This window comes from Duganella sp. Root336D2 (assembly GCF_001425005.1).
Lineage (GTDB): Bacteria > Pseudomonadota > Gammaproteobacteria > Burkholderiales > Burkholderiaceae_D > Rugamonas.
In genome coordinates, this window is sequence record NZ_LMDB01000022.1 from 203720 (window position 1) to 226129 (window position 22410).

Sequence of the window (22410 nt, forward strand, 5' to 3'; positions counted from 1 at the left end):
GACATTCAGCCGCGGCGGCGGGCAACCAGGCGCCGCATCGCGTCGATCAGCGGCTCGTTGGCGGCGGTCGGTTCCAGTTTTTGGCTGAGCTCGTCGAAGGAATTGACTGCAGTTTCGGGTAATTTCAAGCCTTCGCCGCTTGGACCGACGTGCGCGATCCCTTTCGGCATCTGCACGCGGAAGCGGATGTTGCTTATCTGCCACCCTTTACCGTTCAGCGTTTCTTGTAATTTTGGCACTTGCTGCTTGAGCTTGGCCGCCACTGCCGTGTTAGGCACGGCCAAGGTCAGTTCACCGCCGTCGAATGCAAAGACTTCGCAGCTTTTGAAGGCTGTAGGTAGTACTTCTGCGCAATCGCGTTGTAATTTCGCCATGCGCTGCACAGCGGGTAGCAGGGCCGCCAGGCGTGCGTTGCCACGCAAGAAATCCGTTGCTTCCTGCGGTGCGTACTTGCGATCTGTGAACGAGAAACCCATGCCGCCATTTTACAGTGGCGGCCTCAACCGGTGAATTTTTCATCGCTAGCCTATTGTTATATAGGTCAAGATCCCAACCTTGCTTCGAACGCATGATAAAATCACGCACTTTTGCCATTGGCGGACCCGAGGAAGAATTTAAGAAATGTCCTTACTGACCCAGATTTTCGGCAGCCGCAACCAGCGTCTGCTTAAGCAATACCAAAAAACGGTAAAGGCGATCAACGCCTTGGAGCCGGAGTTTGAAAAGCTGTCGGATGCCGAGCTGCAGGCGAAAACGCCCGCCCTCAAGGAACGCGTTGCCAATGGCGAAACGCTGGACAACCTGCTGCCGGAAGCCTTCGCCGTCTGCCGCGAAGCCTCCAAGCGCGTGTTCAAGATGCGTCATTTCGACGTCCAGCTGATCGGTGGCATGGTATTGCACTACGGCAAGATCGCTGAAATGGGCACCGGTGAAGGCAAGACCCTGACCGCGACCCTGCCTGCCTACCTGAATGCACTGTCCGGCAAAGGCGTGCACATCGTGACCGTCAACGATTACCTGGCACAGCGCGACGCCGAGACCATGGGCAAGCTGTACCGTTGGCTGGGCCTGTCCTGTGGCGTGAACCTGTCGCAAATGCCGCACGACGACAAGCAGGAAGCTTACGCGTCCGACATCACCTACGGTACCAATAACGAATTCGGTTTCGACTACCTGCGCGACAATATGGTGTTCGAAGCCAGCGAGCGCGTGCAGCGCACCCTGAATTTCGGCATCGTCGACGAAGTGGACTCGATCCTGATCGACGAAGCGCGTACCCCGCTGATCATCTCCGGCCAGGCTGAAAACCACACCGACCTGTACCACAAGATCAACCTGGTACCGCCGCAGCTGACCCTGCAAGTTGGCGAAGAGACCGTAGACGGCAAGGGCAAGATCGAAGTCCCTGGCGACTACACCAAGGATGAAAAAGCGCACCAGGTGCTGCTGACCGAAGCTGGCCACGAAAAAGCCGAGCGCATCCTGACCAAAATGGGCCTGCTGCCGGAAGGCGCGTCCCTGTACGACTCCGCCAACATCACCCTGGTGCACCACCTGTACGCCGCCTTGCGCGCGCACGTGCTGTACTTCAAGGACCAGCACTATGTAGTGCAGAACAACGAAGTGGTGATCGTCGACGAATTCACCGGCCGCCTGATGACTGGCCGCCGCTGGTCCGATGGCCTGCACCAGGCAGTCGAAGCCAAGGAAGGCGTCAAGATCCAGAACGAGAACCAGACCCTGGCCTCGATCACCTTCCAGAACTACTTCCGCATGTATGCCAAGCTGTCGGGCATGACCGGTACCGCCGACACCGAAGCGTATGAATTCCAGGAGATCTATGGCCTGGAAACCGTGGTGATTCCACCGAACCGTCCGTCGGCGCGCAAAGACCGCCAGGACCAGGTGTACAAATCCAACGCCGAAAAGTACAACGCGATGATGCTCGACATCCGCGACTGCTACGAGCGCGGCCAGCCGGTGCTGGTGGGTACCACCTCGATTGAAAATTCCGAACTGTTGTCCGGCATCCTGGACAAGGCCAAACTGCCGCACAACGTGCTGAACGCAAAACAGCACGCCCGCGAAGCAGAGATCATCGCCCAGGCAGGTATCCCGAAAGCGATCACCATCGCCACCAATATGGCAGGCCGTGGTACCGATATCGTTTTGGGCGGGAATATCGAGAAGCAGATCCAGATCATCGAAGCCAACCCTGAGCTGAGCCCCGAAGAGAAAGCAGCCAAGGCGCAGCACCTGCGCGGCGGCTGGCAGTCGCTGCACAACCAGGTGGTGGCGGCTGGCGGCCTGCATATCGTCGGTACCGAGCGCCACGAATCCCGCCGCGTCGACAACCAGCTGCGTGGCCGTTCCGGCCGCCAGGGCGACCCGGGTTCCTCGCGCTTCTACCTGTCGCTGGACGACCCGCTCCTGCGCATCTTTGCCGGCGACCGCGTGCGCGCGATCATGGACCGCCTGAAGATGCCGGAAGGCGAGCCGATCGAAGCGGGCATCGTGTCCCGTTCCATCGAATCCGCGCAGCGCAAGGTTGAAGCACGCAACTTCGACATCCGTAAGCAGCTGCTGGAATACGACGACGTCGCCAATGACCAGCGTAAGGTGATCTACTCGCAGCGTAACGAGCTGCTGGAAGCGACCGACATTTCCGAAACCATCATGAACCTGCGTCATGGCGTGTTCACCGACGTGGTGCGCACCTATGTGCCGGAAGAGTCTGTGGAAGAGCAGTGGGATATCCCTGCCCTGCAGAAGACCCTGGCTGCGGAATGGATGATCGACGTGCCGCTGGTTGAGATGATGGAGAAGGAAAGCACCATCTCCGACGAAGACATCGTCGAGCGCGTGGTTGCGGCGGCCGATGCCGTGTACCAGGCCAAGGTAGATATCGTTTCGAAGGAAGCGTTCGGCGGCTTCGAGCGCAATGTCATGCTGCAGTCGGTGGACACCCACTGGCGCGAGCACCTGGCAGCGCTGGACCACCTGCGCCAGGGTATCCACCTGCGCGGCTATGCGCAGAAGAATCCCAAGCAGGAATACAAGCGCGAAGCGTTTGAGCTGTTCGGCACCATGCTGGACATGATCAAGAACGACGTGATTCGCATGGTGATGATGGTGCGCATCCAGTCGCGCGAAGAGGTCGAGGCAGCGGAAGCCGCCATGAACCAGTCGCACGTCGAAAACGTCCACTACCAGCACGCCGACTTCAACCCGAACGCGGCGCCGGAAGAACTGCTGGCCCCGACCGCCATGCCGGCCGGCGACCTGGAAGACGCAATCAACCAAGGCTTCAAGGTTGGCCGCAACGACCCATGCCCATGCGGCAGCGGCAAAAAGTTCAAGGCTTGCCACGGCAAGCTGGCATAAGCTTTAAAGCCCCATGAAACGGCCCGGCCGCGCAAGCGCCCGGGCCGTTTTGTTTTGTGACGCCACAGTCACTACGTCACTTGACGTATGGGCCGTCCTGGCCTGCCTCGTTACTCTTTACACAAGCGGAAACATTTCCAAACTTGTCAAAAGAGGACTGGCATGCACAAGAAGATCAAGCTCTCCGTATTACTCAGCGCCGCCATGGCGTCGCTGGCGCACGCGGGCGTCACCATTCCAATCGGGGAGGATAAGTCCGTCAGCGCAGGTTTTGGGGCGCGCGGCAGTTTTACCAGTGCCAAGGACGGAGCGCCGGATGGCAGCTCGCGATCGAACGATTTCAACCTGGACAGCGCACGCCTGTTCTTTGGCGCTTCGCTGAACAAGACCATCAAGGGCATGTTGAACACGGAATGGGACGGTGACCAGATCCGGGTGCTGGATGCTGCCGCCCAGTTTGCATTTTCACCGGAGCTGAATGTCTGGGCCGGGCGTCTCCTGTCGCCCAGCGACCGCGCCAATATGGCCGGTCCCTATTATTCGCTCGGCGGCGGCTACTGGGCGGGTGTGGCTTCGCGCTATGGCTACAACGGCGGCATTTTCCGTGGCCGCGACGACGGCGTGGTGGTGTGGGGTAATGCGGCCGATGGCAAGCTTGGATATTCCTTCGGTGCTTTCGAGGGCCATACCTTCGGCATAGGCAGCCTGACACAGAAGGAAGCCAAAGCGGCGGGCATCAAAGCCGATGACAGCTTGATGTATGCCGGCCGCGTGCAATATGACTTCTGGGATGCGGAGCCGGGCTATTACGGTACTGGCAACTACCTGGGCAGCAAGGATATCCTGGCCATCGGCCTGGCTGGCCGCTACCAGAAGGACGGCGTGCTGACCGTGGCGAAGAATGGCGACTACAAGGCCTGGAACCTGGATTTCCTGCTGGAGAAGCGCGTCGGCGCCGGTGCGGTCTCGGTGGAAGCGGCCTACTACAACTACCGCAACGGCGATGTCATCCTTGCGGAGCAGGGTAAGGCCTGGTCGACCGGACTGGCCTATTTGTTCAACCTGGCGCCCGGCCAGGGCAAGCTGCAGCCCTTTGTCCAATACCAGAAGTTCAAGCCCGATAACAACGTCGACGTCAAGCAGTCGGACATCGGCCTCAATTACATCATCGATGGCTACAACGCGCAGTTGAGCGCCAAGTATTCGAAGACCGAAACCGTCGCCGCCGCCGACCAGTCGAAGTTCGTGGTCGCGCTGCAAGTCCAATATTAAGCACCATCTTTCCACCATCAAAGAGGGTAACCATTATGCAAACTCGCCGTCATTTCGTCGCTTCCCTGACCCGCATCGCGGCGGCCGCCGCCATGCTGGGTGGCAGCTTCGCCGCCTACGCCGCCGACACCATCAAGGTCGGCATCCTGCACTCGCTGTCCGGCACCATGGCGATTTCTGAAACGTCATTGAAAGACGTGGCCTTGATGGCTATCGACGAAATCAATGCCAAGGGTGGTGTGCTGGGCAAGAAGCTGGAGCCGGTGGTGGTCGATCCGGCTTCGAACTGGCCGCTGTTCGCCGAGAAGGCACGCCAGCTGGTCGCGAAAGACAAAGTGGCCGCAGTGTTCGGTTGCTGGACTTCGGTCTCGCGCAAGTCCGTGCTGCCGGTCTTCAAGGAATTGAATGGCCTGTTGTTCTACCCGGTGCAGTATGAGGGGGAAGAACTCGAGAAGAATGTGTTCTACACCGGTGCGGCGCCGAACCAGCAGGCGATCCCTGCCGTCGAATACCTGATGAGCAAGGAGGGCGGCGGCGCCAAGCGCTTCGTGCTGCTCGGTACGGACTATGTGTATCCGCGCACCACCAACAAGATCCTGCGCGCTTTCCTGAAGAGCAAAGGCGTCAAGGACAGCGATATCGAGGAAAGCTACACGCCGTTTGGCCATTCGGACTACCAGACCATCGTCGCCAATATCAAGAAGTTTTCGGCCGGTGGCAAGACCGCGGTGATCTCCACCATCAATGGCGACTCCAACGTGCCCTTCTACAAGGAGCTGGGTAATGCCGGCCTGAAGTCGACGCAAGTGCCGGTGGTCGCCTTCTCGGTAGGTGAAGAGGAATTGCGCGGCGTGGACGCCAAGCCGCTGGTCGGCCACCTCGCCGCGTGGAACTATTTCGAATCGGTGAAAAATCCGGTGAACGAGGCCTTCATCAAGAAATGGAAGGCATATGCCGTGGCGAAGAAACTACCGAATGCCGCCAATGCAGTCACCAACGACCCGATGGAAGCAACCTATGTCGGCATCAATATGTGGGCGCAGGCAGTCGAGAAGGCAAAGTCCACCGATACCAACAAGGTGATCGCGGCGATGGGTGGCCAGTCCTTCAGCGCGCCTTCCGGCTTCACCCTGACCATGGACCCGAGCAACCATCACCTGCACAAGCCCGTGATGATCGGCGAAATCAAGGCTGACGGCCAGTTCAGTGTCGTATGGAAGACCAAAGAGCCGGTCCGCGCCCAGCCCTGGAGCCCGTTCATCCAGGGTAACGAAGGCAAGCAAAAGCTGTAAATCGGTATGCCGGCCGGGCTGCGCCCGCCGGCCTTGATTACTGGAGAATTCCCCATGATGCATTCCGCTGTGCGCCGGCTGCTGGCCGGCATCGTGCTTTGCCTGCTGGCCGGGGCCGCGCAGGCGGCCATTGCGCCAGCCCTGCTGCAATCGCTGGCTGGCGACGATCCCGACGCGCGGGTGGCAGCAGTGGCCGCCATCGGAGCGCTCGGCACGCCGGAAGCGGCGTCCCTGCTACGCACATTGAAGGACGATGCCTTGTATCTCATGCCGGACGGGCAGGTGGTGGCCAGCCTGGCGCCATCGGCGCCAGCGCCCGAGGGCGCGGCTGCGATTGTCGTCAATAACCGCCTGCGTGCCGCCATCGAAGCAGCCCTGTCGGGCATGGACCTGATGGCGCCCGGGCCGGCGCAGCGCCTGGCGGCCGCGCATTCCTTGCTGGACCAGGAAATGAGTCCCGCCCAGGTGGCGCTGGTGCAGCGCGCCCTGCAGGGTGAACAGGACGGGCAAGTGCGCTCCGCGCTGCAATTGCTGCTGGCCCTGGCCAGCTTGCAGGCGCCGCAAATGGCCGAACGCGCTGCCGCCGCCCGCCAGGTGGGCGAGCTGGGTGGCAGTGCGCAGCGCGCGCCGCTGCAGGCCATGCTGGAGCCGGCATCCGCTGAGCCCAACGCCGCCGTACGCCTGGCGGTAACGGCGGCCTTGAAGGCCATCGATGCGCGGCAGGCACGCACCGAGTTGCTTGGCCACCTGTTTTACGGCGTCTCGCTGGCCAGCGTGCTGCTGCTTGCGGCGCTGGGCCTGGCCATTACCTTCGGCTTAATGGGCATCATCAATATGGCGCACGGCGAATTGCTGATGATCGGCGCTTATACGACTTACCTGGTGCAGTCGCTGTTCCGTCAATACCTGCCGCAGGCGGTCGACCTGTACCTGCTGGCGGCGGTTCCCGCTGCTTTCGCCGTGGCAGCGCTGGTGGGCATGGCGCTGGAGCGCAGTGTGATCCGCTGGCTGTACGGACGCCCGTTGGAAACCTTGCTCGCGACCTGGGGTATCAGCCTGGTTCTGATGCAGGCGGTGCGGACCCTGTTCGGCGCGCAGAACGTGGAAGTCGCCAACCCGGCCTGGATGTCGGGCGGCGTCACGGTGCTCGGCTCTCTGGTGCTGCCCTACAACCGCATTGCCATCATCGTGTTTGCCGTGCTGGTGACGGCCGGCGTGTGGCTGCTTCTGAACGGCACACGGCTTGGCCTGTTCGTGCGCGCCGTCATGCAGAACCGCCGCATGGCCGGCTGCGTCGGCGTGCCGACCGGGCGCATCGATATGCTGACTTTCGGTCTCGGTTCCGGCATCGCGGGGCTGGGCGGCGTGGCGCTTTCGCAGCTGGGCAATGTGGGGCCGGACCTCGGGCAGTCCTACATCATCGACTCTTTCATGGTGGTGGTGCTGGGCGGCGTCGGCCAGTTGGCCGGCACTGTGATCGCGGCCCTGGGGCTTGGTGAAGCCAACAAATTACTGGAACCTGCGGCAGGTGCCGTGCTGGCCAAGATCGCCATCCTCGCCTTCATCATCATCTTCATCCAGCGCCGTCCGCAGGGACTGTTCGCGGTCAAAGGCAGGAGCATCGAATGAACAAGCTGTTTTCCCGGCGCACCTGGTGCGCACTGGCCGGCCTGGCGTTGCTGGCGGCCTTGCTGCCGGCCTGCAATCTGGCCTTCCCGCCAGGACATGCGCTGCATGTGCCCGACTACCTGGTCGGCCTGGCCGGCAAGTTCATGTGCTATGCCCTGGCGGCACTGGCGCTTGACCTGGTGTGGGGCTACACCGGCATCCTGTCGCTGGGCCATGGCCTGTTCTTTGCCTTGGGCGGCTATGCACATGGCATGTACCTGATGCGCGCGATCGGGCGCGATGGCGTCTATCAAAGCACGCTGCCGGACTTCATGGTCTTCCTCGACTGGAAGGAGTTGCCCTGGTACTGGGCCATGACGGACAGCTTCTGGTACTGCCTGGCGCTGGTAGTGCTGGTACCGGGCGCGTTGGCTTTCGTTTTCGGTTACTTCGCTTTCCGTTCGCGCATCAAGGGCGTGTATTTTTCGATCATCACGCAAGCCCTGACCTATGCCTGCATGCTGCTGTTCTTCCGCAATGACACTGGCTTCGGCGGCAATAACGGCTTCACCGATTTCAAACGCATTCTTGGCTTCAGCATCACGGCGCCCTCCACCAAGGCAGTGCTGTACCTGGTAACCCTGGCCTTCCTGGCAGGCGCACTGCTGCTGTGCCGCTGGATCGTGACGTCGCGCCTGGGTCGCGTGCTGCAAGCAGTGCGCGATTCGGAGGCACGCCTGATGTTCATCGGCTACAACCCGTTATGGTTCAAGCTCTTTGTCTGGACCCTGTCGGCCATCCTGTGCGCCATTGCCGGTGCCTTGTATGTGCCGCAGGTGGGCATTATCAATCCGTCGGAAATGTCGCCGGCTAACTCGATCGAGATGGTGGTCTGGGTGGCCGTCGGCGGCCGTGGCACGCTACTGGGAGCGATCCTCGGAGCCTTTACGGTAAACGGCTTGAAGAGCTGGTTCACCGCCGCCTTCCCGGACTTATGGCTGTTTGCACTGGGCCTGCTGTTCATACTGGTGACGCTGCTGATGCAGAAAGGGCTGCTGGGTCTGCGCCTGCCTCGGCGCGCGCAACGCACCGCACCGGCGCCCAGGCAAGAACTGGAGGAGGTGGTATGAAGCTCGCGCAGGACGATGGGCTGGACACCAGCCATGGCGCCATCCTTTACCTGGAGGATGTGACGGTCGATTTCGACGGCTTCCGTGCCCTGAACAAGCTCAGTCTCGATATCTCGGTGGGAGAACTGCGCTGCATCATCGGCCCCAATGGCGCCGGCAAGACCACGATGATGGATGTCATCACCGGCAAGACCAGGCCCGCTTCGGGCAGCGCCTGGTTCGGCCAGCGCCACGATTTGTCGGCGCTGACGGAATACCAGATCGCGCAAGCCGGCATTGGCCGCAAGTTCCAGCGGCCGACGGTGTTCGAGTCGCATACGGTGTTCGAAAACCTGGAGCTGGCAATGAAAATGGACAAGCGCGTGCGCCCCTCGCTGTTTGCGCGCCTGGGCGGCGAGCAGCGCGACAAAATTGCCGCCACCCTGCGCCAGATCCGCCTGGAAGGGCAGGCCCAACGCCTGGCGGGATTGCTCTCGCACGGCCAGAAACAATGGCTGGAAATCGGCATGCTGCTGATCCAGGACCCGCAATTGATCCTGCTGGACGAACCGGTGGCCGGCATGTCCGACGCCGAAACGGCGCGCACCGCAGAATTGCTGAACGAACTGCGCGGCAAGCATTCCATCATGGTGGTGGAGCACGATATGGGTTTCGTGGCCGAGATCGCGCAGCGCGGCAAGGTGACGGTGCTGCATGAAGGCGCGGTACTGGCACAGGGCCGCATGGACGAAGTGCAGGCCGATGAACGGGTGATAGAAGTCTATTTAGGGCGCTAGGAAGATGATGCTGCAAGCCGAAAACCTGAACCAGTACTATGGCTCTTCCCACACCTTGCGCGGCGTCTCGCTGCAAGTGGCGCGCGGCCAATGCCTGGCCTTGCTGGGCCGGAATGGCGTGGGCAAGACCACGCTGCTGAAATGCCTGATGGGAGTGCTGCCGGTTTCCGGCGGCACGGTGCGGCTGGGCGGGCGCGACATCACGCGCCAGCCGCCCCATGCGCGCGCGGCGGCCGGCATCGCCTATGTGCCGCAAGGCCGGGAGATCTTTGGCCGGCTGACGGTGGAGGAAAACCTGCGCATGGGCATGGCCACGCTGCCAGGCCGCGAGGCGGCGCGCATCAATGGCGAAGTCTACGAGCTGTTTCCCGTGCTGAAGGAGATGCTGCAGCGGCGCGGCGGCGACCTGTCCGGCGGCCAGCAACAGCAGCTGGCCATCGCCCGCGCCCTGCTGCAACGGCCGCAGGTGCTGATCCTGGACGAACCGACCGAGGGCATCCAGCCCTCCATCATCAAGGATATCGAACGCGTAATCCGCCTGCTGCGCCAGCGCGGCGACATCGCCATCCTGTTGTGCGAGCAGTATTTCGATTTCGCCCAAGCGCTGGCCGACCATTTCGTCGTGCTTGCGCGCGGCGAGGTGGTAGCGGCCGGCAGCCAGGCGCAGATGGCGAGCGGCGATATCACCCGCCACCTGGCGGTCTAGACGATACGGCCAGCGTGGCGGCGGCGGTACGCGTCTCGACGCCCAGTTTCGCGAACACGTGCTCCAGGTGCTTGTTGATGGTGCGCGGGCTGGTGCCGAGGATGTCGCCGATGTCGTGGTTGGTCTTGCCCTTGCTGACCCAATGCAGCACTTCGGCTTCGCGCTGGGTCAGGCGGTGCTTCGCCATCAGCGACTGCACCAGCGCGTCATCCGATTCTTCGCGCAGCACCACGCTCCACTGGACCGCTTCGTCCGCCTCGCCCAGCGCGAAGATCAGGCGCCGCGCGCCTTGCGCAATGACCAGCGCGGCTGCTTCCTCGCCGGCGGAGCGCGCCCGCACGGCGCGCTGCAGCCAGGGCGAAACCTGCGGCGGCAGCGTCGACTTGGCGTGGGCCGGGAAGTAAATATCCAGCCATTGCCGCGCCAACGGTGTTTGCCAGATGATGCGTTCGTCCGGATCGACCGCCAGCACGGCATGGCCAAAGGCATCAAGGGCGCTGCGGGCCTGGCTCATCATGCGCGCGTTCTGCGTGTGGGTGCGGATGCGCGCCAGCATTTCGTTCTGGCGTACCGGCTTGGTCACATAGTCGCTGCCGCCGACCTGGAATGCCGCCACCACATGTTCGCTCTCGGTCAGCCCCGTCATGAAGATGACCGGGATGGCGCGGGTCTGGAGATCCGCTTTCAGGCGCCGGCAGACTTCAAAGCCATCCATGCCGGGCATGACGGCATCCAGCAGCACGACGTCGGGCTGCAACAAGTGGGCCTGTTGCAGCGCGGTGGCGCCGTTGTTGGCAACCACCACGGAGTAGCCCGATTCATCCAGCGCGTCGTGCAGCACGGCCAGGTTTTCGGGCATGTCGTCAACTACCAGCACCAGCTGGCCTGGCGGGCGTTCAATCGTTTGTGGCATGGGATGCTCCCTGTTCGAGCAAGTGCGCCATCGCTTCCAGGTCGAAGCGCTGCGCGTGGGCCCGCATGATGGCGACAAAATGCAGGTACGGTTCGCCGAGCGCGGCGATGACGTCCAACTGCTGCTTGATGCCGCGCATATAGCCGGCCCTGACCTGGGCGCGCAGGGTCGCGAGCTGGGCGGGCGGCGGCAGTTGCGGCAAGCCGGGCGGCGGGGCGCTGGCAGCGGCGGCCGCCGGCACGATCCAGTCGAGCTGCAGGCGGCGCCCGATCCAATCCAGCAGTTCGGCCAGTTGCACCGGTTTGGTGAAGAAGTCATCGGCGCCGATGCCGGCCGGATTGGGCAAGCCCTTGTCGTAGGCATTGGCCGAGACGATACCGATCGGCACAGTACAGCCATGCCCGGTGCGCAGCAGGTGGCTGGCTTCCCAGCCATCCATGCCTGGCATGGCCAGGTCCATCAGGATCAGGTCGGGTGTGAAGCCGGCCTGGTATTGCAGGCACTCCTGGCCGGAAGCGGCCTGGCCGACGATGAAGCCGAGCGGCGTCAGGATTTCCGCCAGCAGCTCGCGGTCGTTGGGGTCATTGTCGACCACCAGGATGCGGCGGCGGGCGCCGGCATAGCCGCTGCGCGGGAGCGCGGGGGTATCGGGCTCCGGCGCCCCGGCCTGCAGCCGTGGCAGCAACAGGCGCACGCCGAAGACGCTGCCCGTTCCCGGGGTGCTGCGCACCGTCAGTTCACCGCCCATCAGCTCCGTCAGCAGCTTGCTGATGGGCAGGCCGAGCCCGGTGCCGCCGCAGTTGGCGGCATCGCCGGCGCTGCCGCGCGCGAAGGGCTCGAAGATGCGTTCCAGCTCGTGCCCGAAGATGCCAGGTCCGCTGTCCTCCACCTCAAAGTGCGCCATGTCGCGCTGGTAGCGCAGGCGGAAAACAATGCTGCCCTGGCTGGTGAACTTGACCGCGTTGCCGAGGATATTGATCAGGATCTGGCCAAGGCGCTTGCGGTCGGCCCGCACCAGCGCCGGCAGGCTGCCCTGCACCTCGTAGCGGAAAGCCAGTGCCTTGCTGGCGGCCTGCTGTTCGAACATCAGTACCAGCTGCGCGATGAAGGTGGCGAATTCCAGCGGGCGCAGGTCGACGCTCAGGCGGCCGCCCTCGATGCGGGCGATGTCGAGCGTGCCTTCGATCAGCGACAGCAGGTGCTCGCCGCTGCCGCGTATGACGCGGATGGCCTGCTGCCGGTGCGGCGGCATGGCCGGGTCGTGCTCCAGCAACTGCGCATAGCCGAGGATACTGTTGAGCGGGGTGCGGATTTCATGGCTGATGCCGGCGATATAGCGGCTCTTGGCCTGGTTGGCCTGGTCGGCCAGCTTCCTGGCCTGCTGCGCTTCTTCCTGCGCCACGCGGCGCCCTTCGCGGTTCAGCACCAGCCACCACGCCACGATAGCGCTGACCAGCAGCAGCGCGCCGAAGATCTTGAGGAAAGCCAGGCGCAATGGCGCCAGCAGCTGCGCCTGCCCGGCCTGCAGCAGGGCTGCACCCTCATGCAGGTAAAGCAGTCCGAGCAGGCCCGCCAGGAAGAGCAGGGTCAGCGTCAGCAGCAGCAGGTAGTAGCCCAGCCCGCTGACCAGGTAAGGCCAGGCCGACTTCGGCAGCAGCCAATGCATGGCCGCTTGCCATTGCACGGACAGGCGCGCATGGGGCTTGCATGCATCGTCGCAGCGTGCGTCGAGGCAGCAGCAGAGCGAGCAGATCGGCCCCTGGTAGGCCGGGCAATGCGCCATGTCCTCCGCTTCGTAGGATTTTTCGCAGATGCTGCAGGTGTTGCTGTGTGGCGCCGCGGCCTGGCGTGCAATGTAGTAGCGTCCGCCGGTCAGGCAGGCGATGGCCGGCGCCGTGGCGAAGGCGGTGGCGAGCGCAATGAGGGCAGAAAAGGCTTGCGCCGTAGCGCCGAACAGGCCGGTGAACGCGGCTACCGACAGTAGCGAGGTAAGCAGCATGGCGCCCACGCCAACCGGATTGATATCGTACAGGTAGGCGCGGCGGAATTCGATGCCTGCCGGGCTTAGTCCCAAGGGCTTGTTGATGACCAGGTCGGCCACCACGGCGGCGATCCAGGCGATGGCGATATTGGAGAACAGCCCGAGCACCTGGCCCAGCGCCTGGAACACATTGAGCTCCATCAACAGCACGGCAATCAGGGCATTGAAGCAGGCCCACACGACGCGCCCCGGATGGCTGTGGGTCAGGCGCGCGAAGAAGTTCGACCAGGCCAGCGAGCCGGCATAGGCGTTAGTCATATTGATCTTGACCTGCGACACCACGACAAACACGACGGTGGCCAGCAGCGCCAGGCCATGGCCGGCGCCGACCAGGCTGAAGCCGGCCAGGTACATATGGGTCGGGTTGACTGCCTGCGCCAGGCTGGCGCCGCCTTCCAGCGCGAGCAGGGCGAGCAGGGCGCCGGCCAGCATTTTCAGTGCCCCGACCACCGCCCAGCCAGGACCCGCGGCCAGCACGCCAAGATGCCAGTGCAGGCGCTTCTTTCCAGGCGGCGGCATGAAGCGCAGGAAGTCGACCTGTTCACCAATCTGAGGGATGAGGGCCACCCCGACGGCGGTGGCAGCGCCAAAGGCCAGCGTATTGAAATGGGCATGGGCCGGGTCGGTGCCGGCGAACCGGAGCAACTGGCCGGGAAGGTCGGGCCGCTTGAAAGCAATGGCGATGAAGGGCAGCGCCATCAGCAGCAGCCAGAGTGGCTGGCTCACCATCTGGATGCGGCTGATCAGGGTCACGCCGTGCGTCACCAGGGGCACCACCGCCAGCGCGCTGGCCAGGTAGCCGAGCCACAGCGGCAGGCCGAAATACAGTTCCAGCGCATACGCCATGATGGCCGCCTCCAGTGCAAACAGGATGAAAGTAAAGGAAGCGTAGATAAACGAGGAAATGGTGGAGCCGATATAGCCGAAGCCGGCGCCGCGGGTCAGCAAGTCCATGTCGACGCCGTGGCGCGCCGCGTAATAGCTGATGGGCAGGCCGGACAGGAAAATGATCAGGCTGACCGCCAGGATGGCCCAGAAGGCATTGATGAAGCCGTAATGCACGGCCAGCGTTCCGCCTATCGCTTCCAGCACCAGGAAGGCAATCGCACCAAACGCGGTATTGGCGACGCGAAAAATGGACCATTTGCGAAAGGTGCGCGGCGTGAAGCGCAGCGCATAGTCTTCGATGGTTTCATTGGCGACCCAGGTATTGTAGTCGCGCCTTATCTTGACGATGCGCTGAACCGTTTTGGTGCGTGGGCTTTCCACATTTGGTGCAGAGTTATTCATGGTTCGCGTTGTTCTGGCAGGCTACAGCTCTGATGCAATTACTATGCCCATTGGCCGTGGCTTGGTTCTCGGGTAACTGGTATGCGTCTTGCTTATTGAAGAGCATGACCGATAAGCTTCCCGACAATTTGATTGGACTCTGTTTGCTGGTGCTCAGCCTGGGCTTGAAGCACGGTTTCGACGCTGACCACCTGGCAACGATTGACGGCCTGGCGCGCTGGAATATGCCGGCCCGCGCGCGACTGGCGCGCCAGTGCGGAGCCTGGTTCTCACTGGGACACGGCGCCGTGGTTACCGCCATCGCGCTGGCGCTCAGCACACTGGCCGGCTACTGGCAGCCGCCGGCCTGGCTTGAACTATGCGGTGCCTGGGTCTCGATCGCCTGCCTGATCGGCTTGGGACTGTTGAATGCTCACGCGTTGCTTAGTGCACCTGCAGGGCAGATGGTTGCGCCAGTCGGATTGAAAGGCCGCTTCCTGGGTCCTCTTGCCGCGGCATCGGGCCCGGGCGGGGTGGCGCTGGTGGGCGCCTTGTTTGCGTTGTCGTTCGATACCGTCAGCCAGGCCAGTCTGTTCGCCGTTGCTGCCACGCAGTTCGGCGGCTGGCAGCATGCGTTGCTGCTGGGCGTGTTGTTTACGCTGGGAATGCTGGTAGCCGATGGCGTGCACGGTTTCTGGATTGCGCGCTTGCTGCGCCGTAGTGGCGAGGCGGCGGTACTGGCGTCGCGCATCATGGGCTGGGTGGTGGCTGGCCTGAGTTTCCTGGTCGCGGGTTTCGGCATCCTGAAACTGTCATCGCCCGCGATCGTCGCCTGGAGCGAAGGCAAGGAGCTTGCTTTCGGTGCGGCACTGGTAGTGGTATTGGCGGGCAGCTTCCTGCTGGCCAAAGTCGTCGCGCGCCCGCGGGCAAGGGCGCCCTCCGACGCATCCTTGGGATAGTGGTGGCTGTCATGCGCATCGACCTTCCCGCCGCATCGTTGCCCCCCGCCTCGTGGCGTGCCAGCCTGGCGCTGCGCTATGCGCGCGCCGGCGCCGCGACGCGGCTGGTGCAGCGCACACACAGCGGCCCCTTGCGTGTGCAAAAGGCGTTCTATCCGGAAGGAGAAACCGTTTGCCATAACATCGTTCTGCATCCACCGGCCGGCATTGCCGGTGGCGATGCACTGTGTATCGACGTCACGGCTGATGCCGCTGCGCATGCCCTGCTGACTACGCCGGGCGCCGCCAAGTGGTACCGCGCCAATGGCAAGCCTGCCTCGCAGCGGGTCAGCATCCGGCTGGAACAAGACGCGCGGCTGGAATGGCTGCCGCAGGAAACCATCTTCTTCGACGCCACCGATGCACATCTGCTGCAGCAGGTCGAACTGGCGCCCGGCGCGCGCTACCTCGGCTGCGACATCCTGTGCTTTGGCCGCAGCGCCAGCGGCGAGCGCTTTGCACGCGGTACGGTACGCCAGCAATTGCAGGTACGCCAGGCCGGGCGCCTGCTGTGGTGGGACCAGGGCGTGCTGCATGGCGGCAGCAGCGCCATGCAAAGTCCGCATGTGCTGGGCGGCGCGACGGTATGCGCCACCTTGCTGGCGGCAGGACGCTGCGCCGACGCCGCGCTTATCGCGCAGTTGCGCGCGCTGGACCCGGCGCTGGGCGTGACGGCGCTCAAATCCGTGTCGGTAGTGCGCTACCTGGGGCACGATGCCGAATGTGCGCGCAAGCTGATGGCGCAGGCCTGGCAAGCCTTGCGCCCGCATTGGATGGCGCGCCCCGCAACCGAACTCCGCATATGGAATACCTGATATGGACCTTTCTCCACGTGAAAAAGACAAGCTGCTGCTGTTCACGGCCGCGCTGCTGGCGGAGCGCCGCCGCGCGCGCGGCCTCAAGCTCAACTACCCGGAAGCGGTGGCCCTGATCAGCGCGGCGATCCTGGAAGGCGCGCGCGACGGCAAGACCGTGGCCCAGTTGATGTCCGAGGGCAGCCAGGTGCTGGCGCGCGACGATGTGATGGAGGGCGTGCCCGAAATGATTCCCGACATCCAGGTCGAAGCGACTTTCCCCGACGGCACCAAGCTGGTCACCGTCCACCACCCTATCATTTGAGGACGGCATGATACCTGGCGAATACCTGCTTGAAGAGGGCGACATCACGCTCAACGCCGGCCGTGCCGGCTGCACCCTGGTGGTGGCCAACAGCGGCGACCGGCCGGTGCAGGTCGGCTCGCATTTCCATTTTTTTGAGGTCAATGAGGCGCTGCAGTTCGAGCGCGCCCAGGCGCGCGGTATGCGGCTTGATATCGCGGCCGGTACCGCGGTGCGCTTCGAACCCGGCCAGCGCCGCACGGTGCAGCTGGTGGCGCTGGCCGGCACGCGCCAGGTGTATGGCTTCAACGCCCGCGTGATGGGCGCATTGGACGGGGAGGCGTAATGGCCCGGATTTCGCGCCGCGCATATGCGGAAATGTTCGGGCCGACCAAGGGTGACCGCATCCGCCTGGCCGATACCGAACTGTTCATCGAGATCGAACATGACTACGCCATTCCCGGCGAAGAGGTGAAGTTCGGCGGCGGCAAGGTCATCCGCGACGGCATGGGCCAATCGCAGCTGCCGCACCGGGACGTGATGGACACGGTGATCACCAATGCCGTGATCCTCGACCACTGGGGCATCGTGAAAGCCGATATCGGCTTGAAGGACGGCCAGATCGCCGCCATCGGCAAGGCCGGCAACCCCGACATCCAGCCGGGCGTGACGATGGCCATCGGCGGCGCCACCGAGATCATTGCGGGCGAAGGCATGATCGTCACCGCCGGCGGGGTCGATACGCACATCCATTTCATCTGTCCGCAGCAGATCGAAGAAGCCCTGGCATCGGGTGTGACCACCATGATCGGCGGCGGCACCGGGCCGGCCGTCGGCACCGCGGCCACCACCTGCACGCCCGGCCCATGGCATATCCACGCCATGCTGGCAGCGGCCGACGCCTTCCCGATGAACCTGGGTTTCCTGGGCAAGGGCAATGTGAGCCTGCCGCGCCCCTTGGAAGAACAGGTTGAGGCCGGCGCCATCGGCCTGAAGCTGCACGAGGACTGGGGCAGCACGCCGGCCGCAATCGACAACTGCCTGTCGGTTGCCGACCGCATGGACGTGCAGGTTGCCATCCATACCGACACGCTGAACGAAGGCGGCTTCCTGGAGGCGACGCTGGCGGCGTTCAAGGACCGCACCATCCACACCTTCCATACCGAAGGCGCGGGCGGCGGCCATGCGCCGGACATCATTGCGGCAGTCGGCCAGTCCAATGTGCTGCCGTCGTCCACCAACCCGACCCGCCCGTTCACCGTCAACACCCTGGACGAGCACCTGGACATGCTGATGGTGTGCCACCACCTGGACGCCGCCATCGCCGAAGACGTGGCCTTCGCCGAATCGCGCATCCGCCGCGAGACCATCGCGGCCGAAGACATCCTGCACGACCTGGGCGCGATCTCGATGATGTCGTCCGATTCGCAAGCCATGGGGCGGGTGGGGGAAGTCATCATGCGCACCTGGCAGACCGCGCACAAGATGAAAGTGCAGCGCGGCGCGCTGCCGGGCGACAGCGAACGCAGCGACAACACGCGCGTCAAGCGCTACGTGGCGAAATACACCATCAATCCCGCCATCGCACATGGCGTGTCGCACGTGGTGGGCTCGCTGGAAGTGGGCAAGCTGGCCGACCTGGTGCTGTGGCGGCCGGCATTCTTCGGCGTCAAGCCATCGATGGTGCTGAAGGGCGGCATGATCGCCTGTGCCCAGATGGGGGATCCGAACGCCTCGATTCCCACACCGCAGCCGGTGTACATGCGGCCGATGTTCGGCGCCTTCGGCGGCGGCTTGAAAAAGTCGCTGACCTTCGTCTCGCAGGCGGCGTTCGAGGCCGGCGTGGCGCAGCGCCTCGGGCTGGCCAAGCGCGTGGTGCCGGTGCGCGCCACGCGCAAGCTGCGCAAAGCCGATATGGTCCACAATGGCGCGGCCCCGCACATGGAGGTCGATCCCGAAACCTATGAAGTGCGTGCCGATGGCCAGCTGCTGGTGTGCGAAGCCGCACCAGTGCTGCCGATGGCACAGCGCTATTTCCTGTTCTGAACGAGCGATGACGATGCTGACCCTGCACACCAAACTGGCCGCCGCCGAACGCGTGGACGGCGAACTGGTACTGACTTACGACCAGCGCGAGAAGTGCCGCCAGCGCGCGCGCCTGGTTTCGGGCGAGGAAATCGCCTTGTTCACCGCGCGCGGCACGGTATTGCGCGAAGGCGACCTGCTGGCCGGTGAAACCGGTTTCGTGGCGCGCGTGCGCGCCGCTGCGGAGCCGGTTTATACCGTGCGCGCCGCCGACGCGCACGGCCTGCTGCGCTGCGCTTTCCATCTCGGCAACCGGCATAGCCAGGTGGAGGTGGGGGACGGCTTCCTGCGCATCCGCGCTGATCCGGTGCTGCGCGACATGCTGACCGGGCTGGGAGCGCTGGTGACGCAAGACATGGCGGCATTCGAGCCGGAGCCGGGCGCCTATTCCGGCGGCCATGCGCACGGCCACCCGTTGGCCCCGGTGCCGCTGCGGCAAAAGATCCATCGCCCGGCGGACGCGTAGCGATGGAAGCGCAAGCCCTGCTGCACCTGCTGCAATTCGCCAGCCCGGCGCTGCCGGTTGGTGCTTACAGTTATTCGCAAGGACTGGAGGCGGCGCTGGAGCAAGGCAGCGTGCACGACGCCGCAACGGCGCGCCAGTGGATGAGCAGCATGCTGCACGAAGTGCTGGCGCGCTGGGACGCCCCGCTGTTCTGGCGCCTGCTGCGCGCCCACGCTGCAGGCGATGCGGCGTGTGCCGCGTGCTGGGCCGAACGCTACCTGGCTTCGCGCGATACGGCGGAACTGCGCGCGGAATCGGTGCAGATGGGTTTTTCGCTGGCGCGCCTGTTGGCCGAGCTGGAGCTGGCGCCGGCCACGGAAGGCGAGGAGGCTTACCTGGCCGCCCTGGCGCGTGCCGTGCATGCGCTGGGCGTTCCTCACAACGCGGCGTTGCTGGCCATGCTGTTCGGCTGGGCCGAGAACCAGGTACTGGTGTGCGTCAAATCCATCCCGCTGGGGCAGGTGGCGGGCCAGCGGCTGCTGCTGTCGCTGCGCCCGGAAATTGAAGAAGCGGCGCGGGTTGCGCAAGCGCTGGACGATTGGGACATGTCCAACTGGGCGCCCGGGCTGTCCCTGCTGTCGATGCGGCACGAGGTGCAGCACGGCAGGCTTTACCGTTCATAAAGGAATGACTATGGCATCCAATCCCCTGCGCGTCGGCATCGGCGGCCCGGTCGGCTCTGGCAAGACCGCCCTCTGCGAAATGCTGTGCAAGGCCATGCGCGACGATTACGACATGGCCGTGATCACCAACGACATCTACACGCGTGAAGACATGGAGATCCTGCTGCGCGCCCAGGCGCTGCCGCCGGAGCGCCTGATGGGCGTGGAGACGGGCGGCTGCCCGCACACTGCGATCCGGGAGGACGCGTCGATCAACCTGGAGGCGATCGCGCGCCTGCAGGCGGATTTTCCGGCGCTGGACCTGATCCTGGTCGAATCCGGCGGCGACAATCTGGCCGCGACCTTCAGTCCTGAGCTGTCGGACCTGACCCTGTATGTGATCGATGTGGCGGGCGGTGAAAAGATTCCGCGCAAGGGCGGGCCGGGTATCACGCGCTCCGATCTGCTGATCATCAACAAGACCGACCTGGCCCCGCATGTGGGCGCAGACCTGGAAGTGATGGCGCGCGACGCCGCACAGCAGCGGGGCGAACGTCCTTTCGTGTTCACCAATTTGCGCAGCGGGCAGGGCGTGCAGGACGTGGTCAGCTTTATTCGCGAGCAGGGTTTGCTGGGCGCGCCAGGTTCACAGGCGGACGCCTAGTCCTTTTGCGGTGAGCTGGCCGGGAGCAATATGCGCACCGTGGTACCGTCGCCCGCCGCGGACTCGATGGTAATGCGGCCGCCCATTACTCCCGTGACGATGTTGTAGACGATGTTCATGCCCAGGCCTGTGCCGCCATTGCCCATTTTGGTGGTGAAGAAGGGATCGAACACTTTGCGCTGCACTTCTTCCGGCATGCCGGCGCCGTCGTCGCGGAATACAATTTCGACCTGTCCACCCTCGATCGCGCGGGCTGTAAGCCACAGCTTGCCGCTGCTGCGGCCTTCGAAAGCGTGCATCAGGGAGTTGTTGATCAGGTTATTGAACACCTGGTACACGCTGCCTGGATAAGAATCGAGTTCCAGCTCATACGGAACGTCGATTTCCATGTGGATTGCACCGCGGCGCAGGCGCGGCGTGTAAGTTGCTGCGGTATCGAGCGCCACTGCCCGCAGGCGGAAGCGGCGGCGCTGGTCGTTGGTCTGGTCCACAGCGATCTGCTTGAACGAGGCAATCAGGGCGGCAGCCTTTTCCAGCGAACTGGAAATCAGGCCGCACGCGAGCTGCACTTCTTCCAGGTGATGATTCAGTGTCGAACGCCGCACCGAGCCGTCGGCGACCGACTGCTTGAATTCCTTCACTCGGTCGTCGAGCGCAGTGGAGGCCAGCAGGCTATTGCCGATCGGCGTATTCAGTTCGTGCGCGATGCCTGCCACCAGCGAGCCGAGCGACGCCATTTTTTCTGAGGCGATCAGGTCATGCTGCGTGCGCTGCAAAGTCTCCAGCGCGTGCGACAGGTCGCGGTTGGCCTGTTCCAGTGCAGCCGACCGTTCGCGCACGCGCGACTCCAGCGCATCATTCAATTCGCGTAACTGCTGCTTGGCCTGCATCTCCTGCGTCAGGTCGAGCAGGGCCCAGATGATGGCGTGCTTGCCGTCCAGGAGCAGTGAGGACGACCAGATCGCCACCTGGCCCGCCCCGCCATCAGGCAGTACCACATCGGCCATCTCACCGCGCACCACGCCATGCCGGCGGAATTCGTCCCAGATGCGCTGGCGTTCGTTCGGCGACGCCCAGAACGACACTTCATCCGAGCGCCTGCCAATCAGTTCGTGCAGCGGAGTGCCGAAGGTGCGGGCAAGTGCCTGGTTGGCGCCGATGATGCGGCCATCCTGGTCGGACACCGACAGCGGCAGAGGCGTCATGTCGAACAGGGTGCGGAAGCGTTCTTCCGACTCGCACAGGCGGCGCTGCGACTCTTCGAGCTGGGCGATGCGTTCGCGCAGCGCGGCGCTCATCATGTTGAGCGAGTGGGTCACCACTTCGAGTTCGTCGCCGCCGCTTTCGGGCAACTGGCTGAACTGGCCTTCGGCCAGCTTTTCCGAGTGGCGCGTCAGGGCGCCAAGGCGCATGCTGACGCCGCGCGTCATGGCATAGAACAGGAGCAGGGCCAGCGCGAAGCCAAGCAGGGCGATCAGGCCGCCCTGGCGCAGCACGTCATCGCGCGCCGTTACCAGGTCGACGGTGGAGAGGCCGAAGTGCAGCATGCCGACCTGGTTGTCCTTCAACAGCAGCGGCGCCTGCGCGTGCAGCAGGTTGCCGTCGACGGAAGTGCGCACGCCGCCGCCCAACTGGGCCTGGCGCAGCGCTTCCGGCATGAAGTCCGGGCGCTCGCCGGCTTCCAGCACGGTGTCGCCCGAAGCGTCGAGGATCACGATGTAGCGCAAGAAGCTGTCGCGCGGGTCGGACAGCATTTCCGACCAATAGCTGCGTAGTTCGCCCAGCCGGCCGCTGCTGGAATAAGGCGTCAGGGTCAGGTTGAGGTTGACGGCATATTCGTGGGCAACGCGGTCGGCGTTGCGGCTGACGGCATTGCTCATCAGGCGCAAGCTGTTGCCAATTAACAGCGCCACCACCACGGCCTGGACGAAAGCGCTCAGCAGCAGGAATTTCGCGCGCAGCGAAAGTTTCAAAGCGACCCCCGGGATAAATGTCCACTTTTGTTCCTGACCCCTAGGTGGACATTTTTATTGATGAATTATCACGGCATTGTATCTCTTCATTTGT

19 protein-coding genes are annotated in these 22410 nt (G+C 63.8%); 15 read left to right on the plus strand and 4 right to left on the minus strand.

Going from position 1 to position 22410, the window contains the following annotated elements; translation table 11 throughout:
- Positions 1-5 precede the first annotated feature (5 nt).
- Positions 6-476 carry a DciA family protein gene (locus tag ASD07_RS16745; protein ID WP_055932722.1) on the minus strand — a complete coding sequence of 157 codons (471 nt, stop codon included), beginning with the start codon at positions 474-476 and terminating at the stop codon, positions 6-8.
- Positions 477-621: 145 nt separating this feature from the next.
- Between ASD07_RS16745 and secA the strand changes: the two genes are divergently transcribed.
- From secA to urtE, 7 genes are all read left to right on the plus strand, one after another.
- A complete protein-coding gene (gene secA, locus ASD07_RS16750) occupies positions 622-3384 on the plus strand; it encodes a preprotein translocase subunit SecA (protein ID WP_055932725.1) in 2763 nt (920 codons plus the stop codon).
- A 162-nt stretch (positions 3385-3546) separates the two neighbouring features.
- Positions 3547-4656 (plus strand): hypothetical protein, encoded by a 1110-nt coding sequence (locus ASD07_RS16755; RefSeq protein ID WP_055932728.1) that lies wholly within the window; start codon positions 3547-3549, stop codon positions 4654-4656.
- A 92-nt stretch (positions 4657-4748) separates the two neighbouring features.
- Positions 4749-5948, plus strand: a complete 1200-nt coding sequence (gene urtA, locus ASD07_RS16760; protein WP_055933517.1) for an urea ABC transporter substrate-binding protein — start codon at positions 4749-4751, stop codon at positions 5946-5948.
- Positions 5949-6002: 54 nt separating this feature from the next.
- Positions 6003-7577: an urea ABC transporter permease subunit UrtB gene (urtB, locus tag ASD07_RS16765; protein WP_373922082.1), complete on the plus strand. Its 1575-nt coding sequence runs from the start codon at positions 6003-6005 to the stop codon at positions 7575-7577.
- A complete protein-coding gene (gene urtC, locus ASD07_RS16770) occupies positions 7574-8686 on the plus strand; it encodes an urea ABC transporter permease subunit UrtC (protein WP_055932732.1) in 1113 nt (370 codons plus the stop codon). The genes urtB and urtC overlap by 4 nt, the downstream gene beginning before the upstream one ends.
- A complete protein-coding gene (gene urtD / locus ASD07_RS16775; RefSeq protein ID WP_055932735.1) occupies positions 8683-9462 on the plus strand; it encodes an urea ABC transporter ATP-binding protein UrtD in 780 nt (259 codons plus the stop codon). The genes urtC and urtD overlap by 4 nt, the downstream gene beginning before the upstream one ends.
- Positions 9463-9469: 7 nt before the next feature.
- Complete coding sequence (urtE, locus tag ASD07_RS16780; protein ID WP_055933521.1) at positions 9470-10168, plus strand: urea ABC transporter ATP-binding subunit UrtE; 699 nt, start codon at positions 9470-9472, stop codon at positions 10166-10168.
- Here the strand turns inward: urtE and ASD07_RS16785 are convergent.
- Complete coding sequence (locus ASD07_RS16785; RefSeq protein WP_055932739.1) at positions 10146-11081, minus strand: response regulator transcription factor; 936 nt, start codon at positions 11079-11081, stop codon at positions 10146-10148. The genes urtE and ASD07_RS16785 overlap by 23 nt on opposite strands.
- Entirely contained in the window at positions 11065-14412 is a 3348-nt protein-coding gene (locus tag ASD07_RS16790) for an ATP-binding protein (protein ID WP_055932743.1), read from the minus strand. The genes ASD07_RS16785 and ASD07_RS16790 overlap by 17 nt, the downstream gene beginning before the upstream one ends.
- 104 nt (positions 14413-14516) lie before the next feature.
- On the opposite strand from ASD07_RS16790, the gene ASD07_RS16795 reads away from it, so the two are divergent.
- The 8 genes from ASD07_RS16795 to ureG are packed head-to-tail and all read left to right on the plus strand — an operon-like array spanning position 14517 to position 20343.
- Positions 14517-15350: a nickel transporter gene (locus tag ASD07_RS16795; RefSeq protein WP_055932746.1), complete on the plus strand. Its 834-nt coding sequence runs from the start codon at positions 14517-14519 to the stop codon at positions 15348-15350.
- An 11-nt stretch (positions 15351-15361) separates the two neighbouring features.
- Complete coding sequence (locus tag ASD07_RS16800; protein ID WP_055933524.1) at positions 15362-16204, plus strand: urease accessory protein UreD; 843 nt, start codon at positions 15362-15364, stop codon at positions 16202-16204.
- 1 nt (position 16205) lies between these two features.
- A complete protein-coding gene (locus ASD07_RS16805; RefSeq protein WP_055932748.1) occupies positions 16206-16508 on the plus strand; it encodes an urease subunit gamma in 303 nt (100 codons plus the stop codon).
- Positions 16509-16515: 7 nt separating this feature from the next.
- Positions 16516-16833: an urease subunit beta gene (locus ASD07_RS16810; protein ID WP_055932751.1), complete on the plus strand. Its 318-nt coding sequence runs from the start codon at positions 16516-16518 to the stop codon at positions 16831-16833.
- The gene (gene ureC, locus ASD07_RS16815; protein WP_055932753.1) at positions 16833-18533 is read left to right on the plus strand and encodes an urease subunit alpha; all 1701 of its coding nucleotides are present in this window, start codon (positions 16833-16835) and stop codon (positions 18531-18533) included. Before ASD07_RS16810 ends, ureC begins: the two co-directional genes overlap by 1 nt.
- 13 nt (positions 18534-18546) lie before the next feature.
- Positions 18547-19038, plus strand: a complete 492-nt coding sequence (gene ureE, locus ASD07_RS16820) for an urease accessory protein UreE (protein WP_055933526.1) — start codon at positions 18547-18549, stop codon at positions 19036-19038.
- A 2-nt stretch (positions 19039-19040) separates the two neighbouring features.
- Complete coding sequence (locus ASD07_RS16825; RefSeq protein ID WP_055932756.1) at positions 19041-19700, plus strand: urease accessory protein UreF; 660 nt, start codon at positions 19041-19043, stop codon at positions 19698-19700.
- Between the two features lie 4 nt (positions 19701-19704).
- Positions 19705-20343: an urease accessory protein UreG gene (ureG, locus tag ASD07_RS16830; RefSeq protein WP_055932758.1), complete on the plus strand. Its 639-nt coding sequence runs from the start codon at positions 19705-19707 to the stop codon at positions 20341-20343.
- On the opposite strand, the gene ASD07_RS16835 is transcribed toward ureG, so the two are convergent.
- Positions 20340-22316 (minus strand): ATP-binding protein, encoded by a 1977-nt coding sequence (locus ASD07_RS16835; protein WP_055932761.1) that lies wholly within the window; start codon positions 22314-22316, stop codon positions 20340-20342. The genes ureG and ASD07_RS16835 overlap by 4 nt on opposite strands.
- Between the last annotated feature and the right edge of the window lie 94 nt (positions 22317-22410).